Origin of the sequence: uncultured Algoriphagus sp. (assembly GCF_963974835.1) — a bacterium.
Classification (GTDB): Bacteria; Bacteroidota; Bacteroidia; order Cytophagales; family Cyclobacteriaceae; genus Algoriphagus.
Window position 1 is genome coordinate 23,936 of record NZ_CAXBET010000016.1, and the last position, 23,937, is coordinate 47,872.

Annotated in this window: 21 protein-coding genes; 9 read left to right on the forward strand and 12 right to left on the reverse strand. The window is 39.8% G+C overall.

The features are described 5' to 3' along the window. Positions 1 to 35: 35 nt before the first annotated feature. Both AACZ73_RS20425 and AACZ73_RS20430 read left to right on the forward strand, forming a co-directional pair. On the forward strand, positions 36 to 530 hold the full coding sequence (locus AACZ73_RS20425; RefSeq protein WP_339880693.1) for a GyrI-like domain-containing protein: 495 nt from the start codon (positions 36 to 38) through the stop codon (positions 528 to 530). Further along, positions 523 to 1,908, forward strand: a complete 1,386-nt coding sequence (locus tag AACZ73_RS20430) for a hypothetical protein (RefSeq protein ID WP_339880694.1) — start codon at positions 523 to 525, stop codon at positions 1,906 to 1,908. Before AACZ73_RS20425 ends, AACZ73_RS20430 begins: the two co-directional genes overlap by 8 nt. Positions 1,909 to 2,046: 138 nt before the next feature. Here AACZ73_RS20430 and AACZ73_RS20435 read toward each other — a convergent pair whose 3' ends face one another. From AACZ73_RS20435 to AACZ73_RS20455, 5 genes are all read right to left on the reverse strand, one after another. Beyond that, positions 2,047 to 2,175 (reverse strand): hypothetical protein, encoded by a 129-nt coding sequence (locus AACZ73_RS20435; RefSeq protein WP_339880695.1) that lies wholly within the window; start codon positions 2,173 to 2,175, stop codon positions 2,047 to 2,049. 157 nt (positions 2,176 to 2,332) lie between these two features. Further along, positions 2,333 to 4,000, reverse strand: coding sequence for a hypothetical protein (locus tag AACZ73_RS20440; protein WP_339880696.1), 1,668 nt, complete (start codon positions 3,998 to 4,000; stop codon positions 2,333 to 2,335). Between the two features lie 38 nt (positions 4,001 to 4,038). After that, complete coding sequence (gene msrA / locus AACZ73_RS20445; protein WP_339880697.1) at positions 4,039 to 4,617, reverse strand: peptide-methionine (S)-S-oxide reductase MsrA; 579 nt, start codon at positions 4,615 to 4,617, stop codon at positions 4,039 to 4,041. Between the two features lie 38 nt (positions 4,618 to 4,655). Further along, positions 4,656 to 4,901 (reverse strand): DUF3253 domain-containing protein, encoded by a 246-nt coding sequence (locus AACZ73_RS20450; protein ID WP_339880698.1) that lies wholly within the window; start codon positions 4,899 to 4,901, stop codon positions 4,656 to 4,658. A 10-nt stretch (positions 4,902 to 4,911) separates the two neighbouring features. Then, on the reverse strand, positions 4,912 to 5,454 hold the full coding sequence (locus tag AACZ73_RS20455; protein ID WP_339880699.1) for a methyltransferase domain-containing protein: 543 nt from the start codon (positions 5,452 to 5,454) through the stop codon (positions 4,912 to 4,914). A 152-nt stretch (positions 5,455 to 5,606) separates the two neighbouring features. On the opposite strand from AACZ73_RS20455, the gene AACZ73_RS20460 reads away from it, so the two are divergent. Then, complete coding sequence (locus tag AACZ73_RS20460) at positions 5,607 to 7,532, forward strand: LTA synthase family protein (RefSeq protein WP_339880700.1); 1,926 nt, start codon at positions 5,607 to 5,609, stop codon at positions 7,530 to 7,532. 9 nt (positions 7,533 to 7,541) lie between these two features. Here the strand turns inward: AACZ73_RS20460 and AACZ73_RS20465 are convergent, their stop codons facing one another. The 5 genes from AACZ73_RS20465 to AACZ73_RS20485 are packed head-to-tail and all read right to left on the reverse strand — an operon-like array spanning position 7,542 to position 13,346. Further along, entirely contained in the window at positions 7,542 to 8,723 is a 1,182-nt protein-coding gene (locus AACZ73_RS20465) for a hypothetical protein (RefSeq protein ID WP_339880701.1), read from the reverse strand. 9 nt (positions 8,724 to 8,732) lie between these two features. Then, positions 8,733 to 9,962 carry a YaiO family outer membrane beta-barrel protein gene (locus AACZ73_RS20470; RefSeq protein WP_339880702.1) on the reverse strand — a complete coding sequence of 410 codons (1,230 nt, stop codon included), beginning with the start codon at positions 9,960 to 9,962 and terminating at the stop codon, positions 8,733 to 8,735. Positions 9,963 to 9,964: 2 nt separating this feature from the next. Further along, the gene (locus AACZ73_RS20475; protein ID WP_339880703.1) at positions 9,965 to 11,428 is read right to left on the reverse strand and encodes a glycosyltransferase; all 1,464 of its coding nucleotides are present in this window, start codon (positions 11,426 to 11,428) and stop codon (positions 9,965 to 9,967) included. Beyond that, positions 11,421 to 12,980, reverse strand: a complete 1,560-nt coding sequence (locus AACZ73_RS20480; protein WP_339880704.1) for a HEAT repeat domain-containing protein — start codon at positions 12,978 to 12,980, stop codon at positions 11,421 to 11,423. The genes AACZ73_RS20475 and AACZ73_RS20480 overlap by 8 nt, the downstream gene beginning before the upstream one ends. A gap of 3 nt (positions 12,981 to 12,983) precedes the next feature. Then, positions 12,984 to 13,346, reverse strand: coding sequence for a response regulator transcription factor (locus AACZ73_RS20485; RefSeq protein ID WP_339880705.1), 363 nt, complete (start codon positions 13,344 to 13,346; stop codon positions 12,984 to 12,986). A 317-nt stretch (positions 13,347 to 13,663) separates the two neighbouring features. On the opposite strand from AACZ73_RS20485, the gene AACZ73_RS20490 reads away from it, so the two are divergent. The 6 genes from AACZ73_RS20490 to AACZ73_RS20515 all read left to right on the forward strand — a co-directional run bounded on the left by AACZ73_RS20490 (position 13,664) and on the right by AACZ73_RS20515 (position 21,914). Then, positions 13,664 to 15,361: an amidohydrolase family protein gene (locus AACZ73_RS20490; protein WP_339880706.1), complete on the forward strand. Its 1,698-nt coding sequence runs from the start codon at positions 13,664 to 13,666 to the stop codon at positions 15,359 to 15,361. A 4-nt stretch (positions 15,362 to 15,365) separates the two neighbouring features. Continuing rightward, positions 15,366 to 16,751, forward strand: coding sequence for an amidohydrolase family protein (locus AACZ73_RS20495; RefSeq protein WP_339880707.1), 1,386 nt, complete (start codon positions 15,366 to 15,368; stop codon positions 16,749 to 16,751). 21 nt (positions 16,752 to 16,772) lie between these two features. Then, positions 16,773 to 18,074 (forward strand): amidohydrolase family protein, encoded by a 1,302-nt coding sequence (locus AACZ73_RS20500; protein ID WP_339880708.1) that lies wholly within the window; start codon positions 16,773 to 16,775, stop codon positions 18,072 to 18,074. A gap of 81 nt (positions 18,075 to 18,155) precedes the next feature. After that, positions 18,156 to 19,331, forward strand: coding sequence for a C40 family peptidase (locus AACZ73_RS20505; protein ID WP_339880709.1), 1,176 nt, complete (start codon positions 18,156 to 18,158; stop codon positions 19,329 to 19,331). Then, on the forward strand, positions 19,328 to 21,433 hold the full coding sequence (locus tag AACZ73_RS20510; protein ID WP_339880710.1) for a M28 family peptidase: 2,106 nt from the start codon (positions 19,328 to 19,330) through the stop codon (positions 21,431 to 21,433). The genes AACZ73_RS20505 and AACZ73_RS20510 overlap by 4 nt, the downstream gene beginning before the upstream one ends. A 175-nt stretch (positions 21,434 to 21,608) precedes the next feature. Continuing rightward, complete coding sequence (locus AACZ73_RS20515; protein ID WP_339880711.1) at positions 21,609 to 21,914, forward strand: DUF3784 domain-containing protein; 306 nt, start codon at positions 21,609 to 21,611, stop codon at positions 21,912 to 21,914. A 21-nt stretch (positions 21,915 to 21,935) separates the two neighbouring features. Here AACZ73_RS20515 and AACZ73_RS20520 read toward each other — a convergent pair whose 3' ends face one another. Both AACZ73_RS20520 and tnpA read right to left on the reverse strand, forming a co-directional pair. Then, on the reverse strand, positions 21,936 to 22,850 hold the full coding sequence (locus AACZ73_RS20520) for a WYL domain-containing protein (protein WP_339880712.1): 915 nt from the start codon (positions 22,848 to 22,850) through the stop codon (positions 21,936 to 21,938). Positions 22,851 to 23,414: 564 nt separating this feature from the next. After that, positions 23,415 to 23,876 carry an IS200/IS605 family transposase gene (gene tnpA, locus AACZ73_RS20525; protein WP_339880713.1) on the reverse strand — a complete coding sequence of 154 codons (462 nt, stop codon included), beginning with the start codon at positions 23,874 to 23,876 and terminating at the stop codon, positions 23,415 to 23,417. Between the last annotated feature and the right edge of the window lie 61 nt (positions 23,877 to 23,937).

Below are 23,937 nucleotides of genomic sequence, written 5' to 3' on the forward strand. Positions count from 1 at the left end.
AGGATGGCATTTTTATTTAATAAACTTCGAGCCAAATGATAGATCCAACTATTCAACATCTAACGGAGATCAAACTCGTCGGTAGTAAATTTCAAATGAGTTACATGAACAATAGAACCCGGGAGCTTTGGCAAAGCTTTATGCCTAGGAGAAAAGAGATCATCCATGTTATCTCTTCTGATCTGTATTCTGTTGAATTGTATCCAAGTATAACCTATTTTGAACAGTTTAATCCAAATAGCACTTTTGAAAAATGGGCGGCGGTTAAAGTTTCTGAATTTGAATCAATACCAAAATCAATGGAAATACTGACAATCCCGTCTGGACAATATGCTGTATTTCCATTCAAAGGAACTGTAAATGAAGCAGCAGCCATGTACCAGTACATTCTGAATACTTGGATTCCGCAGTCAAGCTTTATGTTGGACCACCGCCCGCATTTTGCTGTTATGGGGGAAAAGTACAAAAATAATGACCCGGATTCTGAGGAAGAGTTTTGGGTTCCAATCAAATCCAGAAGCAATGACTAAAAGTGACTATAGTTTCGGGATTTTCGCCATGATTTTGACTCTGATTACAGGTTTTATTTATGCAGCGGCTTATATAGGTATCGGAGCCCAGATTTTTTTCCTGGATGTTTATGGTTATTATTTCCTTCTCTCCAATATTGTCTATTTATCGTCTATTGCTATTCTAGGTAAATATTTCTTCCAAAAAGGCTATAAACCTGCCTTTTATGCCATATCTCTTACTGCCTTTTTCACCTTAGTTCAGATGATTGTCTTATACAAGATGATATCAAATCGAAATCTTGAAAGTTTATACTTTACAATAGTAATTTTATTACTATGCTCCTCACTGGTCTTTGGTTTCACCCTAACCTTCTCTAATGCTTCCCGACGAAAATGGTTTAAACCAGCTGGTATTCTTAACATCATCACTATTAGCCTTTTATTGTTTTTAAGCTTATATGCTTTGACTATTAAAGAATACTCAACGCTTTGGATGCTAGAACAAGTTTCCCGATGGATATCCCTTAGCACTACATTGATCCCAGTCTTTTTTGTGCTGAATTTTCAGGAGGAATTGGATGGCACGGTTAAGGTCGCTTCTCAAAAAATAGATAATCGATTTGTGATTTTTAAATTTCTATTGCTAGTAGCGTTTGTAGCAAGTGGCTTCCCCTTTCTGAGAGATAGTTATATGTCACATTATTGGGAGGGAAAGAATCAGGAAAAAGCAGATCAGTTGGTGGAGATTTCTGATAAAAGGACATTTGTAGGAAGTCAGGGAGATACGCTACAGTTTCTCGTGCTTTTGCCTGCTCAGTTGGATTCTTCCAAATCATATCCACTTGTAGTTTCGCTTCCTTATAATGGCTATCACGCCTCAGCGGCACAGGAACTTTCAGAAAATGTAAATCGCATTCAATACCCGGCTTATATCATGGTTCCATTTTGTCCTGAAGGAGCAGGCTGGGGCGGTGTTCCTAATGTTCCTACCGTAGATCAACTGGTGTTTGAAGCAATAGAATCTCTGGATGATGCAGAAAATATTGATCCAAATAGGCGATACATCACTGGAGTATCCCGTGGTGATTATGGCACTTGGCATTTTATCACGGCGAGACCTGATTTATTTGCTGCGGCTATTCCAGTTTGTGGAGAAGGAGAGCCCAAATTGGCTTCTAGGATTAATAATGTGGCAGTTTGGGCTTTTTATGGGGAAAAGGACATCAACGTACCTGTATCAGGATCTAGAGATATGGTAGCCGCAATGGAAGCTGCTGGTAAGTCTCCTAAATATACAGAATACGAAAATGTGAGTCATAACATCTGGCATTTTGTAAGTAAGGAACCTGATTTGTGGCCTTGGCTATTTGCACAGAGAAAAAGCGAAATGCTATAAATTAGTCACTCCAAACTTTAAGGGACCAAAATTATATTAAATAATTAGTTGTTTCGAGGGGGTTGTTGATTGGATCCAGTAAATCCAAGTTGTATAATTTTACCCTTTTGATTTGCTGGAACTTTCATAATTATACGGTCAAAAGAGTGATTCACAACCTTGCTGAACACCATCTCCTGTAATGGATATGACTTTTGCTCCCTTCACTCTTTGATCACTCAGGTACTGCTCAACAGCAGATTTGGTTTCATGTTTAGGGTTATTCACACTTATGCTCCATTTATCAGAACATCCCTTTGATCCCAATAGAACTCAAGCGTATGTAAGGAATTGTCATCACTATAGCCTTGAGCTAAATAGTATTTCATTTTGAGCTTTTGTATTACGGCGAAAAAGCCTAAAGGCTACAGTCTACCCTATAAATTTATCCAAACAGCTTCTCCAAGATCTTATAGGTAATCAAATAAGTTGGCCTCACTCCTTCCATCCCTAAAGCTCCAGAAGCCAAAGTACTCCCAGTTTCTAAGGGGTTATCTGAAGCATAATATGCATAAAGCACTTTTACATTGGATCGAATTGATCTCCTGATTTTAGAGGCAGATTGTATCGCTTTCTGATAGTGGGCTCCTTCCATCTCCAACCCTATGGCATTCCAGGAAGACTCCATAAAGTAGGTAAGAATGTCTTTATTCTGAAGTGAAGTACCCAATACTGAAATCATAGTTCCGGAATAAACTCCTAAACCGAAACCTTCAAAATCTGCTTTTTTCAATTCATTTTTAAATGGGTAATTATCCGCAGTTCCTTCAAACACATGGGCATTTGGAATCATTAGATCACCTTTACCTCCATATAATATTCCCGCTTTGCCCATTATAGAGGTGGAAACCACATCTAGAGGAATTGATTTACCATCCTTATCATACGGCTTGAGCAACTCGTCAAAGCATTCATAAGCCTGCTCACCAAAAGCATAATCCATTACCACAAATACGGGCCTCTTTAATTTATCAAGCGGAAGTTTTACTCCGGGTATCAGCTCATCTTTCTCCAAAAGTGCAGTATCGATAATTTGAGCTCCTATGTTTGTTCCCGACTCATCCGGCAAATTGATAAAACCATGCTTCGCAGCATATTTCTCTATAGCCTCTCCTTTATTGTTTTTTGCTTTGACAGAGATATCCATCACCACATTTTCCAGCGACTCGTAATCCTTTAATTTTAAAAGTTGGGTGCCGTATATCGTATTAACTACGGAATGAAGATTAGCTGAAATGATATGAATAGGCCGTCTAAGCAAATCATGTTTATCCAATGCAGTTTTAATTCTCCTTGCCCACATTTCACCATAGACATGGTGACCGATTCGTTCTCTTAAAGTAGTTGAAAAGGAAATTTCACGATCCAAATGTTTAGTAGCTTCATCCTGTGCCAGTTTCCCCATATGGTAAACAATTGAAAAAAGGCTGTTTGAATTGCTGCTCTTCTCAAATTTATCCATCGCCAGTATAGTTTCTTCGTATGTTCTACCAATAAGATGACTCAAATAGGCGCTTGCGGCTTCCTTCTCAAAGTCCTCCCCCGCTGCTTCTTTCTGTACGAATTCCTCCAGCATCAGCCAATTGGTAGAAATCTTACCTTTTTGATCAGTGCTGTTGTTGTATATTTTATTTGACTCTATGTATAAAAATGTCAGGTGTGTCAAAATATCATATATATCCGAACGACCTCGGGTCATCTCCACATACATGATGTTTTCATCCAATCTATAGCAGTTACGTTTCCTTTTGGAAGGAATAATTGCATTTAATTTTGACGTCTCATAACCCTCCCGGCTGATCAGACGAACAAAACGGCATTCTTCAATTCCTCGGGGAAGACGCTCCATCACGTAGAGTAAACCATCCAATTCGATCTTTTCATGATCTGTCACCAAGCCATAAATCTCAGGACTCAATACACGTAACGCATCGACAAGGCTTTCTCCTGATACTCCCATTGGCTTGTAACTGCCTCTGGTAAAAAGATGCCTCATCGTGATATACAATCGCTCGATAGCTGCTCTGGATTCGTGTGCTCTAGTTCTCTTCATAGTTGCAAATGGCTTTTGCGAGACAAAAATACTAAATACTATTTTAAGCGCCCTGCAAAGAATTTCTTCAGTTTATCAACCTTGGGTTTGACTACAAGCTGGCAATACGGTTGAGCTCCATTTTGATTGTAGTAATTCTGGTGATAATTCTCCGCCGGATAAAAGTTGCTAAAGGCAGAAATTTCAGTCACAATCGGAGAGTAAAAAACCTTGGATTTATTCATTTGTTTCTTAAGACTTTGTGCCAGTCTCCCCTGATCTGGATTGTGATAAAATATAACAGATCTATAATGCGGACCCTCATCTGCACCCTGTTTGTTTAAAGAAGTAGGATCATGAGTAGCCCAAAAAACTTCCAGAATTTGTGAAAAACTAATTATAGAAGAATCGTAATAGACCTGAATTACCTCTGCATGGCCTGTGGTTCCTCTACTAACTTCCTCATAGGTAGGATTATCTACAAAGCCTCCTGAATATCCCGAGATAACTAATTCCACTCCATTCAGCAGTTTAAAAATAGCTTCTACACACCAAAAACAGCCTCCTCCTAATGTGACGATAGCTAATCCCTCAGGAATTTGTGGCTCAGTAGAAGGCAATTTCAATTCGTTATGCATAGTTGAATTCTTATTGCCAGAAAACTACAGTGATTTTATTATAGTTTATTTGGGGATGATATTTCCAAAGTAAGAGCATTTGCTGGGTCAGAATCTACCTCAGACTTATCAGTACTGATAGTTATCAATCCTTCCCTGCTAAGTGATTTAGCCTCGTCGTTTACGTCTTCCAAAAATTGCTCCCAGTCCTCAGGAAACATCTGGCGGACAACTTCGGATGAATTAAAAGTTTTACCCTTTTTTCGCCTTAACATATCCAAAATGGCTGATCTGAGAACTTCCATAGCTAGCCTTTTATCTGCATACCATCACAAATGCCGGAGGTATATTTTTTAATGTAAAGCTTGTGCTTACATTCCCAAAATGTTTTTTGAATAAATTCTTCAATAAATAGGAATAACATCCCTGTATAAAATATCCACTCTGGGTAAGTGCTGTTTTGCTCTGGGAGAGAATTTGATCCCTTACATCGGGCGAAAAAAAACTAAATGGCAAACTGGATAGTACATAATCGGCTTTTTTTCCTTCTATGTAAAGACCTATATTTTCAGCGGAATCATTAATTATTCTTACGTTTTTTTGAGGAAATTGCTTTTCCATTGACTCACAAAAAGATTTGCTGATTTCAAAAACCAATAACTCAGTGTCAGGATCCAACATATTAACTATTCCTTTTGTGATGCTTCCGTCTCCTCCTCCTAGTTCAATGATCAATTTGGCACCTTTAAAATCAACGTGGGTAAGCATTTTCTTTACCAATGTTTTTGAACTGAATGTCACAGCCCCTGTTGTGCTTAAATTGGAATACAGTTCCAACAACAAATCCGATTTGCCCATATAATATTTAATTCTCTTCTTGAAGATACCTGATTTTGCCCTATCTTTTCAGACTTCACCCAAAAAGTTAACGCACAAATATGGCCCAAAAGGCTGAAATTCGATCAAACCTACCGGCAAAAATTCAAACTACTCTGAGCAATTTCTGGAGTATGTCACTGATCTTCTCACTCTTAATGCTGCTAGTTAGGGGAGTTGAATGGTATTTAGTTTTTCATAATCATCCCATTAGAATCAGTTTCAGTGAGGTAGTCTTTTTTGGGCTTTTTGAAGACATTCACTGGATTTTATATTTTCTGGGTCTGCTTTTTATACTTCATGTAATTACTAGTTTACTATCCATTACGCTTGCTAAGTGGGTTACCAAGATGTTGCTAATACTTGCTCTTTTGGTACAGATTGCTTTGATTTTTTACTTTCTTAAAACCCTATTACCTCTGGGCAAAGATCTGTTTGCTTACAGTCTGGATGACCTCATCCTAACTGTAAGGTCCTCCGGCCAATTGAACTACACTAACCTAGGTGCAGCTTTAATTTTTAGCGGTATTATTTATTACATTTTTAGTCTTGCTACCAGATATTTAAAATTGAGCACAAAAGTATCTGGAGTATTCACAGCCATTACGTACGTCTTGGTGACCTTCTTTTTCATTTATCCTTTCACAGACTCCGATACGCTCGATGATGTAAAAGTGAATGTGGAGATGAATAAATCAAAATATCTTTCAGAGCAAGCATTCGACTATTTCACCTATAAAAATGAATACTACTTTGATTTTTATCTTCGATCCATTGATGATACCTCCTTTATCAAAAAGGAATACGTAGATCCTACTTTTCCTTTTCTCCACACCACAGAATATCCTGATGTTCTGAGTCCCTACTTTGATAGTCTTGCTTCACCCCCTGACATTGTTTTTGTGCTAATAGAAAGTCTGGGCAAAGCCTATTCTGGCAAGGACGCTTATTTGGGAAGTTTTACTCCTTTTCTGGATTCTCTGGAGACTCATAGTCTTGTCTGGACTAATGCCATCTCATCAACCGGTAGAACTTTTGGAGTCCTTCCTGGAGTCTTTGCGGGATTACCTTTTGGGGAAAAAGGTTTTCAGGAGATGTACCAAAATTTTCCTCATCATGAAAGTTTGATCAGCGTACTGGACAGAAATGGATATGAATCAAGCTTCTTTACTGGAAGTGATGTGAATTTTGATCATCAGAAGGAATTCTTGGAATATGCAGGAGTATCACAACTGATTGATATCGATGACTTCGATTCAAAGTACAGTAAAATGCCATCTGCCAGTGGTTTTACATGGGGATATGGTGATAAAGAGACTTTTAGTAACGGCCTTTCCTATTTTCCAAAAAATAATGACAATCCACAATTGGGAATATTTCAAACGATCACTTCCCATGATCCTTATTTGGTTCCGGAAAGAGAATTTTATTCCAAAAGATTTGAAGATCATTTAGAAAATACTCTGCAGCTAGACGAAGCGAAAAAATCAGATTACAGAAGCTATCAGGATATTTATATGACTATCCTCTATGCTGATGATGCCATTAAGGAATTTATCACATCCTACAGCAAAAAGCCTGAGTTCGCGAATACCATATTTGTTTTTACCGGAGATCATCGTTTGCCGGAAATACCGATGGCTTCCAGGCTGGATCGATTTCATGTTCCTCTGATCATATATTCCCCGTTGATCAATAGACCATCTTACTTTAAAGGAATGATAAGCCATTTTGAGATTACTCCTAGCATATTGGCTTTTTTGCATGCCCAAGTTGGCATCAATCTTCCTAAGGAGGAAATCTGGCTGGGCCAGGTGATGGATACTTCACAGACCTTCCAATCCAAGATTGCAATGCCGTTGATGCGGAATAAAAATCAGTTAATGGAATACATAGATGGAGAGTATTTCCTATCAGAAGATCAACTTTTTGTAATCACAGACGGATTGAACATAGATCCAATAGAGGATCAGAATCTTAAGAATAAGTTGTCTGGAGAATTTGAAGATTTCAAAAACAAAAACAATTATATCATTCAAACCAAAAAATTATTGCCCTAAGCTTCTGTGTCAGTCTGCAGTCTTTTCGCTATAGGTTCTATCCAAAATCTGCGAAAGTAATGGGTAAAAATAATTCCAGTAGAAGCTTTTTCTATCTGTATAATCAGAGACTAGGTGAAAGCCTCTCCAGAGCTTGGGGAGGCCCTTGAATCTGGGAGATCCTAGGGTGCTTTGCATGTCGGAGAAATCACCTGCGAAATAGTAATATTGTCCTTTTCCCACATCCCTTACAACCGCTGCGGGAAAGTACCTAGGCAAACCCATAGCTCTGAGCTTTTCTTTCCCCTCATCTGTAGGATCTATATCGTAATAGGAAATGACCTGATAATCCCGCTCGATAAGTACGATATCAAACCAATCTGGATACGGAACCACTTCAGGAAGCTTAAATCCGTGTTGATTGATTCGTTGTGTACGTATCTTCGGCGTTGCGCCCCGATAATCCAGATTATTGGAAAAAACTTCCAAGCTGCCATCCTGATGTACAAAAGCAAGTCCAGGTCCTGGTGGAACCCAAAAGTTATTATGCTGCTCCACATATTGATTAATAAACCATTTTGGAATATCATGATTGATGGTAGTATCCATTTCATCGAAATACCTTGCAATCCAACCTGTCCATTTTAGTCCCATCAGGTTTTCAAACTCACTTCTGATACCTTCAGAGGTAGGTGATGCCATGGTATTAAATTCAGCTATAATAGTTTTATGCTGTGCCGCTGCTTCTCGCAGCAAATTGATATCGCCCCTGTTTAATCCTCCGTAAATTTTTTCAGAGATTTCTTCGGAATTCACCTTTGTGAAATCATCCTCATACACTCCATATGTATCTGCATAGTAAAGCACATCGAGATTGGTAGCTTTTTCAAGTATTTCACTATCTGATAATTGTCCTGCACCGTTGAAAGTACCAAATGAAGGAGAACCATCCGGGAAAAAACCAAGATAGTCTTTATTATCTCTGTAAAATTCACCTTCCCTTTTTTGGAATTTTAGGTATTCCAAAGCCCAAAAAATAGATTGATGTTCCTGATATCTACCATTGGGTACAGTTTTATCCACTACCACTATGTCCATCTTTCTGGATGGGTAAATTATCCAAATCAAGTAGCTGATCAGTGGAATAAAGATCAGAATAAGAAAAAAAGGCAGGACCCGTTTTAATACTATTTTTGATTCTTCCGTTAACATTCTCACCAATTAAAACCGGTATTCTACACCCAGAGAAAAATTAAGGTTGTTTCTAAATCTATTGGGACCAAGCTCATCATGGCTATATCCTGAATAGGCATAGATCATAAAACGATCTGTTAGCAATTGCTGGTATCCTAAGCGTGCCCGATAGGAATTCAGAAGTTGCGTAGGATCGCGGGTTTCCTCATCCGGCGATACGCCAGAGCTGAGCTGCACGGAAAAGAAATCCTCCCCGGTTTTGAAATAATACCTTGCCTGCAAATTAGCCGATGTTCCAAGGCTGTTTCCTGTTCCCGGTATTAGATTTCCACGAAGGTTGAACCACCAATTACCTAGATATTTTCCTACCGAGGCAGTGTATATAGTAGTGGTTTCAGAGAATTGCAAGTATCTGAAACCGCCTTCAATTTCCCACGCTTTTGGTAAGTTGTAATAGACAGATGCTCCGAACCGAAACTCAGGGAAAAAACTTGCAGAAGATCCGCCAACATTCACATATGCATAAGCCTTTTGCCCCAGCGAAGGATAAGCGTCCAACTCAAACAAAGTTCCATAATCGTCATATCTTGAAGATTGGGTAACTCTTCCAATTAACGTTCCGGTGAATTTTGTCCTAGTTCTGGCATAAAATGAAAAAGTATTCCAGGGTGAGATCGCTCCTTTGAAGGTATCTGAATCATAGGTCATTCCCAGTGCATTATTTCTTCTATAGCGCTGCAAAGTCTGCATATAATCAAGCAAATCATCTTTCTTGTATTTGTTTTCGAATAGCTCCTCTGCTATCCTATAGGCAGCATTATAATCTTCTTTGTAATACAGCAAGCGTGATTCCTTATAGCGTAGTTCGTTGGGAAGTGGCTCGCCAAAATTCTGTTTAGCTTTTGATAAGACTTCATCCGCTTCCTCATACTGCTCTGCCCATGACAAATTATCCAGATAGGCGGAATAGCCATCTACGTAGTCAGGATCCGCAACTATTGCGCGCTCAAGATAAACCGATGCAGAATCATTCTTTCCTTCCCAAGCATAACTTCTGCCAACCAAAATCAGTATGTCTGCATAATCTGGATACTTGGAAAGTGCTCTAAAAGCAATTTCTCTTCCTTCAGCGTATTTTCCATCAATAATCAAAGTCCTGGCTTCCGCTAGCAATTCATCTGGATCGAATGAATCTTGAGCCTTGATTTCAACAGAAAATACTATAGAAATTATCAGAAGTGTAAATGCTTTTTTCATAATCAAGTGTTCGTGGTACTAGGCTCCATATTCTTCTTATCCTCTGATTTTTTAAAGCCAGTCCGAATCATATTTCCCCAGCCACCTTTACCTTTAATAAAGTCCCAATGCCCACTCAATCCCCAATAAACTATCTTCGGATGTATAAATAAAGGCTCGAGAAAGGCAGTGATAATCAGACTATTCAGGTCCTTTTTCTCCTTATAGTTATTGTATGAAAGCTGCTCATATAAAATACTAAACGAGGATATGAGAATAGAAAGTAGGTAGAGTACTACAAACAAGGCAATAAAATAGAAGGCGGAGAAATCACCTATAACGATGAGAATCAACGTGTATATCACACCAAGAAGCTCCAAGACAGGAGCCATTTTTTCATATACGGTCCAGTAAGGATAGGACAGCATTCCTAAAATGCCATACTTAGGATTCATTCCTATCACTTTGTGTAACTGTAATGTTTCGATGGTACCTCTAATCCATCGGTTTCGTTGACGCGAAAGAACCTCTTCTTTCTCAGGCACTTCTGTCCAGCAAAGTGGGTCTGGCACAAATGACACCTTATGCGGAATATTTTGCTCCTGCATATGTCGTCGCATACGCACCACAAGCTCCATGTCTTCCCCAACTGTCTTTGGAAAATATCCTCCTACTTCCACCACTAAATTCCGCTTAAAAAAACCAAAAGCTCCTGAGATAAGCATAAGTCCATTAACTCTGGTCCAAGCCATCCTTCCCATCAGAAAGGCTCTACAGTATTCTATAACCTGAAATTTTCCCAATAAAGTTGTCGGCACTCTATACTTGGTAACTGTTCCATCCTGCACGTCACAGTTGTTTGCAATACCAATTACACCTCCTACTGCTATGACTTGCCGGTTTGTTTCCTCCATAAATGGACGGACCATCTTAGTGATGGACTCGTGGGATAGAATGCAATCCACGTCTATGCAGGCTAGCAGTTCATTGCAGGAAACATTGATGCCGGTATTGAGAGCGTCAGCCTTACCACCATTCACCTTGTCGATCACCACCAATCTGTTATAGGAGCGGTTTTTGGATTTATATATCCCACGGACAGGCTGAGCGGGAATTTCTTCACAATAAGCAAAATCAGTAATGTCTAAGTCAAAAGCATTGATCAGCTTAGAAAGCGTATCATCTTTTGATCCATCATTGATAACAATCACTTCAAACTTCCCATAGTGTAATGACAACAGACTTTTCACATTCTGAACTATTGACTCCCCTTCATTGTAGGCAGGAGCCAAGATAGAAACACTTGGAGCAATGGGAGAAGTAATAATATCCTGATAATCAGCAAATCTATCTTTCTTCCTATGATCCCGCATTTCCAGTGCACTTAGGACCATTATAAATAAATAAGTCACGATCACAGAGAAACTCAGGAATAAAAATATAATCCCCAAAACCTCCATAATGACGTAAAACAAGAAACTATACATCTTTTAGCAAGGGATCTACTAAGTGTCTGTCTATTCTTTGTAACTGAGAACTAGAATTTTCTTCTATATACTGACTATAAAGTATTTTATCAAGATCAAGAAGGCTTTTCAGCAAAATCATCCTAAGTTTGAAATCAGGTGAATCATCTAATATCTCACAAATCAGCCTGGCAGAAGTATCGTCTCCTATTGATCCTGCAGCCTTCGCTGCCGCACAAACCAATTCACTGTTTTTACTTCTTAAGCTACTGTTTATTAATTCTGTCTCTGTTGGGATTCCCAAATATTCAAATGTTTTGATAATCTCAATTTTCTCTATGTCTGAGACAGATACAAATTTCTCTTCAAGTTCTGCCAGTAATTCTACTAGGCCTAATACCCTCACCAACATATAGCCGAACAAGCGAACACTCTGATTTTTGGAACTGAATAAACTATTTATGTTGAGGTCTCTCGAGGAATTTAAGTACTTGATGATCCGCAAGTAATTCATTTGTTGCCATCGCGAAAGCGGAAAATTCTGATCTCTCAGAAAGGATAGATCAGACCGCGAGGAAATATTTAAGACTGTCGCCACTGCCTGGGTTCGAATTTGGAAATTGGGGGAGTTTACCAACTTCTTCACAGCTTGCTCAGCCTCGGTCAAATCCATTTCGTTTATTTCCACTAATCCCATCACCACCTTATCCCATTTATAGCTATGTAACTTTTCAATGGAAACCTTATCTAGCTGCAGCCTTTTGTAAAGAGCTTTAAGTTTCAGCTTAAAATCCCCTTTCATCTTTTTGTTCAAAGCCAATATTCTTTCCACCAATACATCTACATAAAGTGGTTTCTTAAGCTGTTTTGCTGGAAAACTTTTCTCCAACTCCTCATCACTTAGGTGCTCCAATTCTTCCAGGCTATTTTCAAATAAAATCTCCGTGAGTGGACCTACAATTTGCTCATCGTATTGTACAAGTAACTTTTCCTTTCTGTTACTCCTCGCTTTTAGAAATAGCATAAACAGAATCATTCCGAATGCAAATACTATAAAAAGGGTAATCGTAAGCGTTACGACAAAAAGCTTAAAATCCCCAATGAAGGAGAATGCACCTGAGATGAGTGGAGAATATCTATATCTACTGGCAAGGGAAATCAAATCCGAGCGATACGAGTTGTCTGAAGATTTGAGTTCTATATCTCCATTTCTTAGCAGATTGGAGACGTATTCTTGAGTAGCCTCCAAAGTATTCGGATCATTGTAAACGACAAACTGTATTGCGTAAAAAACAGAGTCAGTCTTAAAAACACTATCACGCAAATCAATTGCCTTACCGTAATTGGATATTAGCTTCGGCTGATATACATTATCAGTGCTGCTATCCGAAAAAACAGTTCCTGAGGAATCTATTAATAGGTATTTCAATCCGGGAATATCTCCCTGATTGTTCAAAAAATCTATGAACGCAGTTGAATCTTCGAATACCTGCTCTTTCTGACCGAAAACCACCTCTGATTTGGCCAAAAATAAAAGCAAGAACACGAATGTGAATGCGCTTTTACTAAACATGAATTATGACTTAAGTACGCGCTTCACGCGAATTGCCAATTCATTTGGGTTGAAAGGTTTTGGAATAAAATCCGAAACACCTAAGTTAAAAGCTTCCAGGACAATCTTTTCTTCCTCACCTAAGGAACTTAGGACGATGATAGGGACATTTGGCCTTGTATGTCTGGCGTGGTGGATGATTTCGATCCCGTTTTTGAACGGAATCATCACGTCAGTGATAATCAAATCTAAGGCTTCAGTATCGATTGCAAATATGCCTGCATTACCATCTTTCACTAGTACGGTATCGTATCCATCCTTCTTAAGACGAAACTGAACCAGGCTGGAAATAAGCAAATCATCCTCAATAATTAGGATTTTTTTCATTCTTATGTGGGTAACTCTGATCTCAAATATAAGATCTAAAGCTTAAAACAAAGCCGTATTTACCAGTCAAATAAATTCATAATTTTTAACATGAATCTTGTAGAATTGAAAGAGTATTTCAAAGGTAAATTCTTGCCATTGATCAAATAATTAGGTGTAAAAAATAATTCCAAAAGGATTCTGAAATCGCTTTTATTAGCTTGCTTTTGTAAAATCAACCATCAACCCAGGGGAAATTGATGTCATATTGACCATTGCTACCGCAATAAATATATAGCCTGAACCTTTCCTCTTTACTTTAAAACCAAACACACCATATGAAAAAAGAACTACTGCGTGCAGGTGTTTTTTGCTTGTTGGTAGCAGGATGGTTTTCATCCACCTTGGCTTACGCTCAAAGCGATCCATCGGGGAAGAAGCGAATCACTGCCACCTATGCAATTACGAATGCAACTGTTTTCACAGCTCCCGGTAAGTCAGGTATGAAAGCTACTGTCCTTATCAAAGATGGACTCATCCAGGGAGTGGGAAGTAACATCACTGTTCCTAAAGAAGCCAAATTAATATCGGGCGACTCCCTGTTTATTTACCCAGGCTTTATTGCCGGGGGAAGCGATACTGGGATCACTAAACCAAAAGATCCTGAAAAACCGGAAAACTTTGTCTCTTCCAATCCTTCTGATGAAATAGCTGGAATTACTCCGTGGAGATCTGCTGTTGATCAGTTTTCGATTACTGATAGCAAAGTGGATGATCTTAGGAAACTAGGGTTCACTGTTGCTCAGATCATTCCGGATGGAGGCATGATTGCTGGCAAGAGTGCCATTATCCTCTTGGGTTCTGAAAACTCGACAAATTTATTGATAGAGAATACTGCATTGGCTGCTAACTTCAATGGATCAAGAGGAATGTATCCTGGGACAGCAGTCGGTGTGATGGCTAAGTTTCGTGAAGTGTATGATAACACTGAACTAACCACACAGAGATCTCAGAAATATACTACCGTAGCTGGCCTGAAGCGTCCGGAGATCACTCCTACTTATAGCGCCATGCAAGCAGTGACCTCAGGACAGATTCCAGTGTTGTTCTCTGCTCCATCCGATCTGGAAATCAGAAGAGCTATCAGTCTGCAGAAAGAGAAAGGATTCAAACTTGTTCTGACTGGTCTGGAAGACTACGAAGGAGTGATTGACCTGATCAAATCTTCAGGTACGGCTGTTTTGATCAAATTGGAAATCCCTGATGACAAAGCTGTCAAAGCTCAGAAAGAGGACGCAAAAGATGAAGTAAAGGCTCTTAACGCAAGAGTAAAAGAAGCTTACGACAAAGCACTTGCCCAAGCCAGCAAGCTTGAAGCAGCAGAGATTCCATTTGCTTTCACTACCGTTGGAGTGAAATCTGGAGATATCAGTAAAGCACTTCAGACAATGATTGCAAATGGTCTTTCTGAAGAAGCTGCTTTAGCTGCGCTAACTACAAATGCTGCATCAATTCTAGGTATCAGCAAGGCAGCAGGTACTATTGAAAAAGGGAAAATGGCCAATCTGGTAATGAGCACCGATTCAATATTCAAGGAAGATGCACAAATCAAACATGTCGTAGTAGATGGTTATGTTTTTGACTACGAAACCAAAGCAAAAAAGAAAGCTTCGAAGGAAGGTGACGGAAATGGCACTGTCAAAATCGAAGGTAACTGGGATTACACTTCAGAAAGTCCGGCGGGCTCATCCGGTGGAGTGTTAGTGATCAAAAAAGAAGGCTCTGAATATTCAGGTACAATCACTTATGATGACCCTTCAGGTTCTGGTAAAGCTACTTCCCCTATTTCTGATGTTAGTTTAGACGGTAATTCACTTTCTTTTTCATTCGAAGTAACTGCAAACGGTATGACTATCAATGTAGATGTCACCGGAACAGTGGAAGAAGGTTCATTTGACGGTACCATGACCGTAGGAGAATTTGGATCTTTTCCATTCGAAGCTACACTCAACCCAACTCTAACCGCAACTAAATAAAGACATGAAAAAAGTAAATTATTTTCTTGCCGCCTTGTTGGGACTGAGTATACAGTTTGCCTCAGCCCAGGTTCAGAAAGGCAGTGTTTTGATCAAAAATGCCACAGTCCTTACAATTACCAACGGCACTTTAGAGAATTCTGATGTTTTGGTAGAGGACGGCATTATCAAAAAAGTAGGACAAGGTATCAATGCTCCAAATGGAGTAACTACAATAGATGCATCCGGAAAATATCTAATGCCTGGTATTATCGATGCACACTCACACTTAGGTTTGGATGTCGTAAACGAAGCCACTTCTCCGATAGTGGCTGAAGTTAGGATGAAGGACGTTGTTAACCCATTTGAGGTAGGTCTGTATCGTGCACTTGCAGGTGGGGTAACCATATCTCATGCGATGCACGGATCTGCCAACGTGATCGGTGGACAGAATGCAACTTTGAAACATAGATGGGGATCTTCAGATCCTGCAGATATCATCATGCAGGATGCTCCCCGCACGATCAAATTTGCATTGGGAGAAAATCCTACTAGAGTTCATGGGAGAGGAAATGGCATACAGCCAAGAACTCGTATGGGTGTCGAGGCTGTTATAAGAAATGGATTTAACGAAGCTCTCCAGTACAAAAAGTCCTGGGAAGAATATAACAAAGCTGCTTCACAGAAAGGAAGTACTGCTTTGCCTCCTGTGCATAATGAGAGATTGCAGATCCTTGCAGACATTCTGGATGGCAAGATCATTATACATTGTCACTCCTACCGTGCGGATGAAATATACATGCTGATCAATGTAGCAAAGGATTTTGGGATCACTAAATTGGTTTTCCAGCATACCAACGAAGGCTTTAAAGTAGCTCCGGAAATCGCAGAATACACAATGGGTGCTTCAGTGTTTGCCGACTGGTGGGCATACAAGTTTGAAGTATACTACTCCACTGCATACAATGCAGCTATCTTAACTGAAAATGGCGCGATCACATCTATCAACTCAGATGATGCAGAGCTTATCCGTCACCTGTACCACGAAGCTGCTAAGACTCAGCGCTACGGTGGCATGACTGACGAGCAAGCACTCTCCATGATCACAATCAACCCTGCCAAACAATTAGGTATAGCTGATTTAGTAGGGTCTATTGAAGAAGGTAAGCAAGGCGATTTGGTGATTTTTGAAGGTCACCCACTATCTTCCTACGCCATTCCACAGATGACTTTCGTAGATGGTGTGAAGTACTTCGACATCAAAGAAGACGCTGATGACCAGAGACAGAAAGTCAGTCCTACACAAATGGTAGAAGAGGTAATGATCAGCGAAGGACATGACAGTCGCTGTATGCAGGATACCGAGAGTCTATTTGAGACTACGAATTCACTATTCCAGTTAAATCAATAATCACCCGTAACTAAAGAAGACATGAAAAGACTGAACAAAACCTTTTTCGCCTTCCTCCTTGCCCTTTTGCCCATGATGGCAATGGCACAGATTGACGGGGAATTTATCAAACCAAGAACAGGTAAGTTTCTACTTCAGAACGCCACGGTAGTCACGATTACCAAAGGTGTATTGAATAATACTTCCGTATTGATAGAAGATGGAAAAATCAAACAGATAGGTGCAAATATCTCAGCTGATGGAGCAGAAGTAATCGATTGTAATGGAATGTTTATTTATCCTGGGATGATCGACGGCGGTACCAAGCTGGGCTTAGTAGAAGTAAGCTCTGTCGCTGAAACAGTAGACTATGCAGAAGTGGGAAATTTCACTCCAAATATGCAGGCATTGACTGCTGTCAATCCTAATTCTGTGGCTATTCCGGTGACTAGAGTATCTGGAGTAACTACCGTGTTAACCGTACCTTCGGGAGGTTTATTTCCTGGAACAGCTGCTCTGATCAATCTAAATGGATACACGCCAGATCAGATGTATGCTGGTTTCAAAGCTGTAGTAATGAACTTTCCTAGCTCAGGCCGAAGAGGCAGATATGACAGAAGATCAGATGAGGACATCAAGAAAGCAAATGAGAAAGCATTGAAAGAAGCGAATGAGCTTTGGGAAAATGCTAAAAGCTATGCAACCCTTACTGCTAATGGAGCAGAGCTTGAATATTATCCTGAAATGGCTCAGTTAGCAAAGGCAACTACAGGCGAACTTCCTCTTCTAATAGAGGTAAATACTGCATCGGATATTCAGGCAGCTATCAAGTGGATTGAGGGAAAAGGTGCCAAAGTAATCTTTGAAGGAGTAGCTGAAGGCTGGAGAGTTGCAGAGGAAATAGCCAAAGCAGGTATTCCTGTAGTTACAGGGCCTATCCAAGCTTTACCCACTAGAGAATCTGACCGCTACGATGCAGCTTATGCAAATGCCGGGAAAATGGCTAAAGCTGGCGTGAAAGTAGCTATTCGTACCAACGGGGAAGAAAACGTGAGAAACCTACCTTTCTTCGCTGCATTTGCCGCCGCTTATGGAATGGGAAAAGAAGAAGCTTGGAAAGCAGTGACGATCACACCTGCGGAGATCTTTGGAGTTGCGGATCAATATGGCTCAGTGGAAGAGGGAAAAGTTGCCAACTTGATTATCTCAGATGGAGATCCTTTTGAGACCAAGACTCAGATCATGCATGTTTTTATTGATGGTTATAGAATGCCGCTTTCCAACAGACAGATCAGACTATATCAGGAGTTTCTTGAGCGTTCTCCTGGATTGAAAATCAATTAACAGATTTATTATAATCAGAAAACCACAAGAAATGCTCTATAGTGAGCAAATCTTGTGGTTTTCTTTTATTTTGTACCACCAATGAAAAGACTGTATTTACCTGCCACTATCCTAATTTTAAGTTCGCTTTTAGCCTGCGAAACGCCTCCAAAAAATGATGAAGTGTCTCCCATTATTGAGGAGATGCGTGCTGAGCTAGCCCCGGACAAAAGAGTAGCACTTTGGGATTTAAGCTTTGAAAATGATTCTTTAAAAGGAGAGACTGATCAGTTGACTGGTTTGGATGAATTGATTTCTGAATTAAAATCCAAAAATATTTCCTTTACTGATGCCGTAAAGAGATTGCCCGAAGAAGGACTTGGAGACCAGAACAAAGCCATAGTCACCATCTCTGTCGCAAATATCAGAAGTCAACCTAAGCATTCTGCGGAACTTGCAACCCAAGCACTTATGGGTACACCACTTAATGTGTTAAAGGAAGAGGATGGTTGGTTTCTGGTGCAAACTCCAGATAGATACCTTTCCTGGGTAGACCGCGCAGGAATACAACTGATGACTTCCAAGGAACAAGAACAGTGGCTATCACGTCCAAAGCTGGTATTTAACAAACTCTACGGACATGTTTGGAAATCTGCCGATCAGAAAGATATGGTATCCGATCTGGTGGCGGGAGATATTTTAACTTTCGAAGGTGAAAATAATGGCTTTGTAGAGGTCAGCCTTCCAGATGGAAGACTTGGATATATACCTTCAGAAGAAACTATGATGTGGGAAGATTGGATTTCCAGCAGAAGCACTGCTCCCGAAAAATTGATCAGCACCGCCAAGCAAATGATGGGCGTACCCTATCTGTGGGGAGGAACCTCAATTAAAGGAGTAGACTGCAGCGGGTTTACTAAAACAATTTATTACCTCAATGGACAAATCATTCCACGTGATGCCAGCCAGCAAATCAACGAAGGAGAACTAGTCGATGCAGAAAAAAACTGGGAGAAACTTCAGGTAGGAGATTTACTGTTTTTTGGAGTAAAAGGTACGCCTGAGAAAAAAGAGAGGGTTGTCCACGTAGGAATGTGGATAGGAAATGGTGAGTTTATTCATTCAAGAGGGCTCGTAAGGATTTCGAGCTTTGACCCAGAAAACCCCAATTTTGACGAATACGAATTAGGAAGGTACTTGAGAACCAAGAGAATTGTCAATGTGCCTTCAGAGCATATCTTATCAGTTTCAGAACTTATCACCACCAATCAACCATGACTATACACAAGCCTATTTTAGGGTTTGCTTTGGCTATAGGCTTCAGCTTACCCACATTCAGTCAGCAAGTCACGGGATTTTATCCTAAAGACGCTGCTTCCGAAAAAGCGATAGAGGAAGAATACCTCAAAGCTGTAAATTTTGCTCGTTTTAAGGTTCACTTGCAGGAACTCACCAAAGCCCCACACATCGCTGGAACTCCAGAGAATGAAGCTGTCGCTGCATACATGACCAAAGTTATGAGTGATGCTGGAATGGATGTGACCTCCTACCCTTACGATGTTTATTTGCCAAATGATCCTGGAGAATCACTTCTGGAAATTATCACTCCTGAGAAAATACTTCTTTCCCAACAAGAGGGTCCTATCGAAGGTGATCCATTTTCTACTGATTCGAGACTTCACAAGGGATTCAATGCCTACTCTGGATCGGGAGATGTCACCGCAGAAGTAGTATATGCAAACTATGGAGTAAAAGCAGACTTCGAGAAACTTGCTGAAATGGGAGTTGATCTCAAAGGTAAAGTGGTAATAGCTCGCTATGGAGGAAATTTCCGGGGGTACAAAGCGCAGTTTGCGGAGCAATATGGTGCTGCTGCTTTGATCATTTACACTGACCCTAATGATTCTGGATTTGGCAAAGGTGACGTCTACCCAGATGGTCCATTTTATAATGAAACTACTATCCAAAGAGGCTCTTTATTGACACTGGATTATACCGGTGATCCTTTGACACCATTCGAACCGGCTTTACCGTTGGATGGTGATAAAAAAGTAAAACGCCTGGATCCTAAAGATGTGGCTTTTCACACAATTCCAGTTTCCCCAATAGGATATGGCGCGGCAAAGGAGATTTTAAGTAGAATGAAAGGCTCCTCGGTGCCGGAAGAATGGCAAGGCGGATTGCCTTTTGAATACAAATTAACTGGTGGCTCTGATCTAAAAGTACGTGTGAAAGTGGAGCAACAAGTTGATTACATCCGTGCAAATAATATAGTAGGAAAGTTTGAGGGCAGTGAGTTTCCTGATGAATGGATCATTCTAGGAAGCCACTACGATGCTTGGAGTTTTGGAGCTACAGACCCTAATTCAGGTACTGCGATGATGTTGACCTTGGCGGAGGCAATAGGTGAATTGGTGAAAAACGGGGAAGTTCCAAAAAGATCTATATTGATCGGGCACTGGGATGCCGAAGAGCAAGGTGTAATAGGTTCTACAGAATGGGTGGAGCAATTCAAAGATGAATTGGGTGCCAAAGCTGTCATTTATATGAATTTTGACGGGGCAGTATCAGGTAGAAACTTTGGTGTATCAGCAGCTCCTACTTTGAAAAATCTGATCATTGAGGCTTCCAAAGAAGTCGCCTATCCAGATTCTTCCAAGACCGTTTTTGAGGTCTGGGCTGGAAGCAATGAAGAACCAAGAATAGGTAACTTAGGTGGTGGATCAGATCACATAGCTTTCTACATGTATGCCGGGGTGCCAAGTATGAGTGGTGGAGCTGGTGGTACATCTGCCTACCATTCCAATTATGACAACTTTCATTATTACAGCAAATTTGTAGACCCTACTTTCAAAATGGGTGGAACAGTAGCTTCCGTGATTGGCGTCCTAACTCTGAGATTGGCAAATGCCACCATCATCCCCTATGATGTGCCGCGGTACGCTCAGGATCTAAGAATGCATTTTGACAATGCAGTGAAATCAGTACAGGAAATCGATCCTGGATTTACCGCCTTTGACAAAGTAGATGAAGCAATAGATAAACTAAAAACTAGCGCTGCAGCATACGAATCTGCTATGAATAAAGCGTTGTCTTCAAAAGAGTTTTCGGAAAAAGAAATTCATTTATTGAACAAAGATTTGATATCTCTTGAGAAAAGCTGGATTGATCCTAAAGGAATGTATTTCGGAAGCTGGTATAGATCACTCTATGTTAGTACTGATCCATTCTCTGGATATGCTTCCTGGATTTTGCCAGGTATCAAATATGAAGTAGAAACCAAATCTACAGAGCGTCTGGAAGAATGGGATGCCCGCTATTCTAAAGCTATTCTTGACTTGAGTAAAAAAGTGGATAAGATGACTAAGATCCTGCAATAAGTTGACTTACAGACTAAATACATTGAAAAAGGGCTTGGATTAACTTTCCAGCCCTTTTTATGTTTTACCTTTTGATCCTCAAAAGAACTTCATTAAATCAAACTAAACTACTTGTTAATACTACCCAAAGCCGCTATATTACTTTACTGATTTTTACACCTTAAATCTAACAATCATGGCAAGTATTTACATTGGGTTACTTTTTTTAGCAATAGCCGTCGCAGTCAAATTCTACCCTGGTCTCTTAGCTGGCTATAATAGCATGTCCAATAGAGACAAAGAAAATGCTCAGGCAAATGGATTACCCACCTTTGCCTCTATTGTATTTGGAGTCATGGGAGTGATAAGTATTGGAGGATATTTAGCTTCAATTTGGCTAGATAGGCCGTCATTAAGTAATATATCCATTCTTGTGACTATAGTTGGAATGATCGTAATGGTAGTCTTTGGTAATTTACTTACCAATAGACAATCTAGGTAATAGAACACGTTTAGCTAGAACTTAGCCTAGGGCTATTCTTGCTCTTTGCTCCTCCAGATATACTTTCATCTCCTCTCCTTCTTCCACTTTAATCTCACCCGGCAAACCTAAAATAAATCTGGCTAAACCTGGAAGCTGGGGGATTTCGCCATGAAAGTAAAATTGATTTCTATTCTTTACGGACATAAAAGGACGCGCATTTGGATGCTCTTCCATCATCAAGTGATATGCTTTTTTGCTTAGCTTCAATTTTACCTGAAATTTATTTTTACCTGTAAAACCAAAAAGCTGAGTCCCTGGTAACTGATGCTTAGTTTCATATTTCCAATTCAACTGACTTAAGACCACTTCCCCAATTCTTTCAATTTTGAAGACTTTCATACTTTTGCTTGCTGGTTCAAAGGCATGTATGGTTTCATAGTTTGAAGAAAATGCAACTGGCTCCACCAATCGGTCGCTGGTTGTATCAGAGCTCAGGGAATAATAATCCTTCAGCCAAACCTGCTTTTTCAACTGGATTCCTAGCCCTATTTCATCGACCAACCTGCTAAGGTTTGCTTTGAACAATTGCTCAGTGCCCTGCTTTACCTCCGACCTAACATCCAACTTTTTAATAATTGAATCATGCAGCAAATTTCCTTTGCCCTGACTTTCTATCATAGAGCGAAGCCATTGACTTTCCTCTTGGGAGAAAGTGCCGTAGTTCAATGTCTGGTCCATTCCTGGCTTTTGGTGAATCTTATATTTGCTGAATTCCTTCACCACCTCAAAACCTAGTGCCTCGAGCAATTTGAAATAGCGATAAATAGTGCGCTCATCCGTTTCCAACAGTTCTGCAAGTCTATGCACAGGCTTACCAATATTGCTTTGAAGCAAATTGATCAATTTGAAAACGCGTAGTATTTTTTGCTGCTCGATCTTTCCTGCCTGACTCATAGTAAATTGTGAATTTGGAAAGCTAAAAGTAAACAAAATCAGAAAGGGATTTTAATATTTGACGTGTATTGTCAAAAAAATAATTGACAAAATGTGTCATACCCACGGCATTTCAATCATTCCAACATCTCATTCCTATCAAGCTAGTGTGCCTCTGGCACAAATTATTGGATTACAATTATCCTAACAGGAATGTTCGCTTCATACCAGAGGAATTAAGGCTTGGTGAAATCAGAAACCGAACAAAGTCCCAACAGGAAAAAAAAAACATCCCAGCGAAATGAAAGCTTGGTAAAAGTGTATGCTGGAAACGAATCGTAGCCCCAGTTTGGCGAGAGATTACATAAATAGTCGTTTTTAATAAATAGACATATTAACAACTAATGTGTCATGCCTACGGCATTCCAATCATTCCAACATCTCATTCCTACCAAGCTAGTGTGCCTCTGGCACAAATTATTGGATTATAATTACCCTAACAGGAATGTGCATGTCATCCCATAGGGATGAAAGCTTGGTAACAGCGTATGATGGAGTTGAATCGTAGCCCCAGAGGGGCGACACCTACTCAGGTTCCTTAAAAATATATTCAGGATTATAATCAACCTCAAAACCATTGAGAATCTTCAGGTACTCCTGCTTAAAACTAGACTTTTTGTGATGATCCTTTTGGTTATTGATGTAGTTTATCACCTTTGGTAAGTCTGATTTTGCATACGAAAAGGCCCCAAAACCTGCTTGCCATGCAAATTTAGAGGAAGTGAGTTTCTCCTCATTAATCCACTTTGATGTAGATGATTTTACTATTTGTACCAACTCACTTACTCCCTGCTCAGGCCTATGACCAGTCAAAATATGCACATGATCCGGCATACCATTTATAGCTAACACCTTATGACCATAATTATGAATAATCGCAATCATGTATTCATATAGTCTTTTTTCCCAGATTTCAGAAATTAAAGCATTCCTAAATTGAGTAGCAAAAACAAAATGAATATGAATTTGGGAATAGGTATTAGCCATAAAAAATAGAGTTATCCTTAAAAATTTAGCTTACAATAAATATAATCTCTAAAGCTGTAAT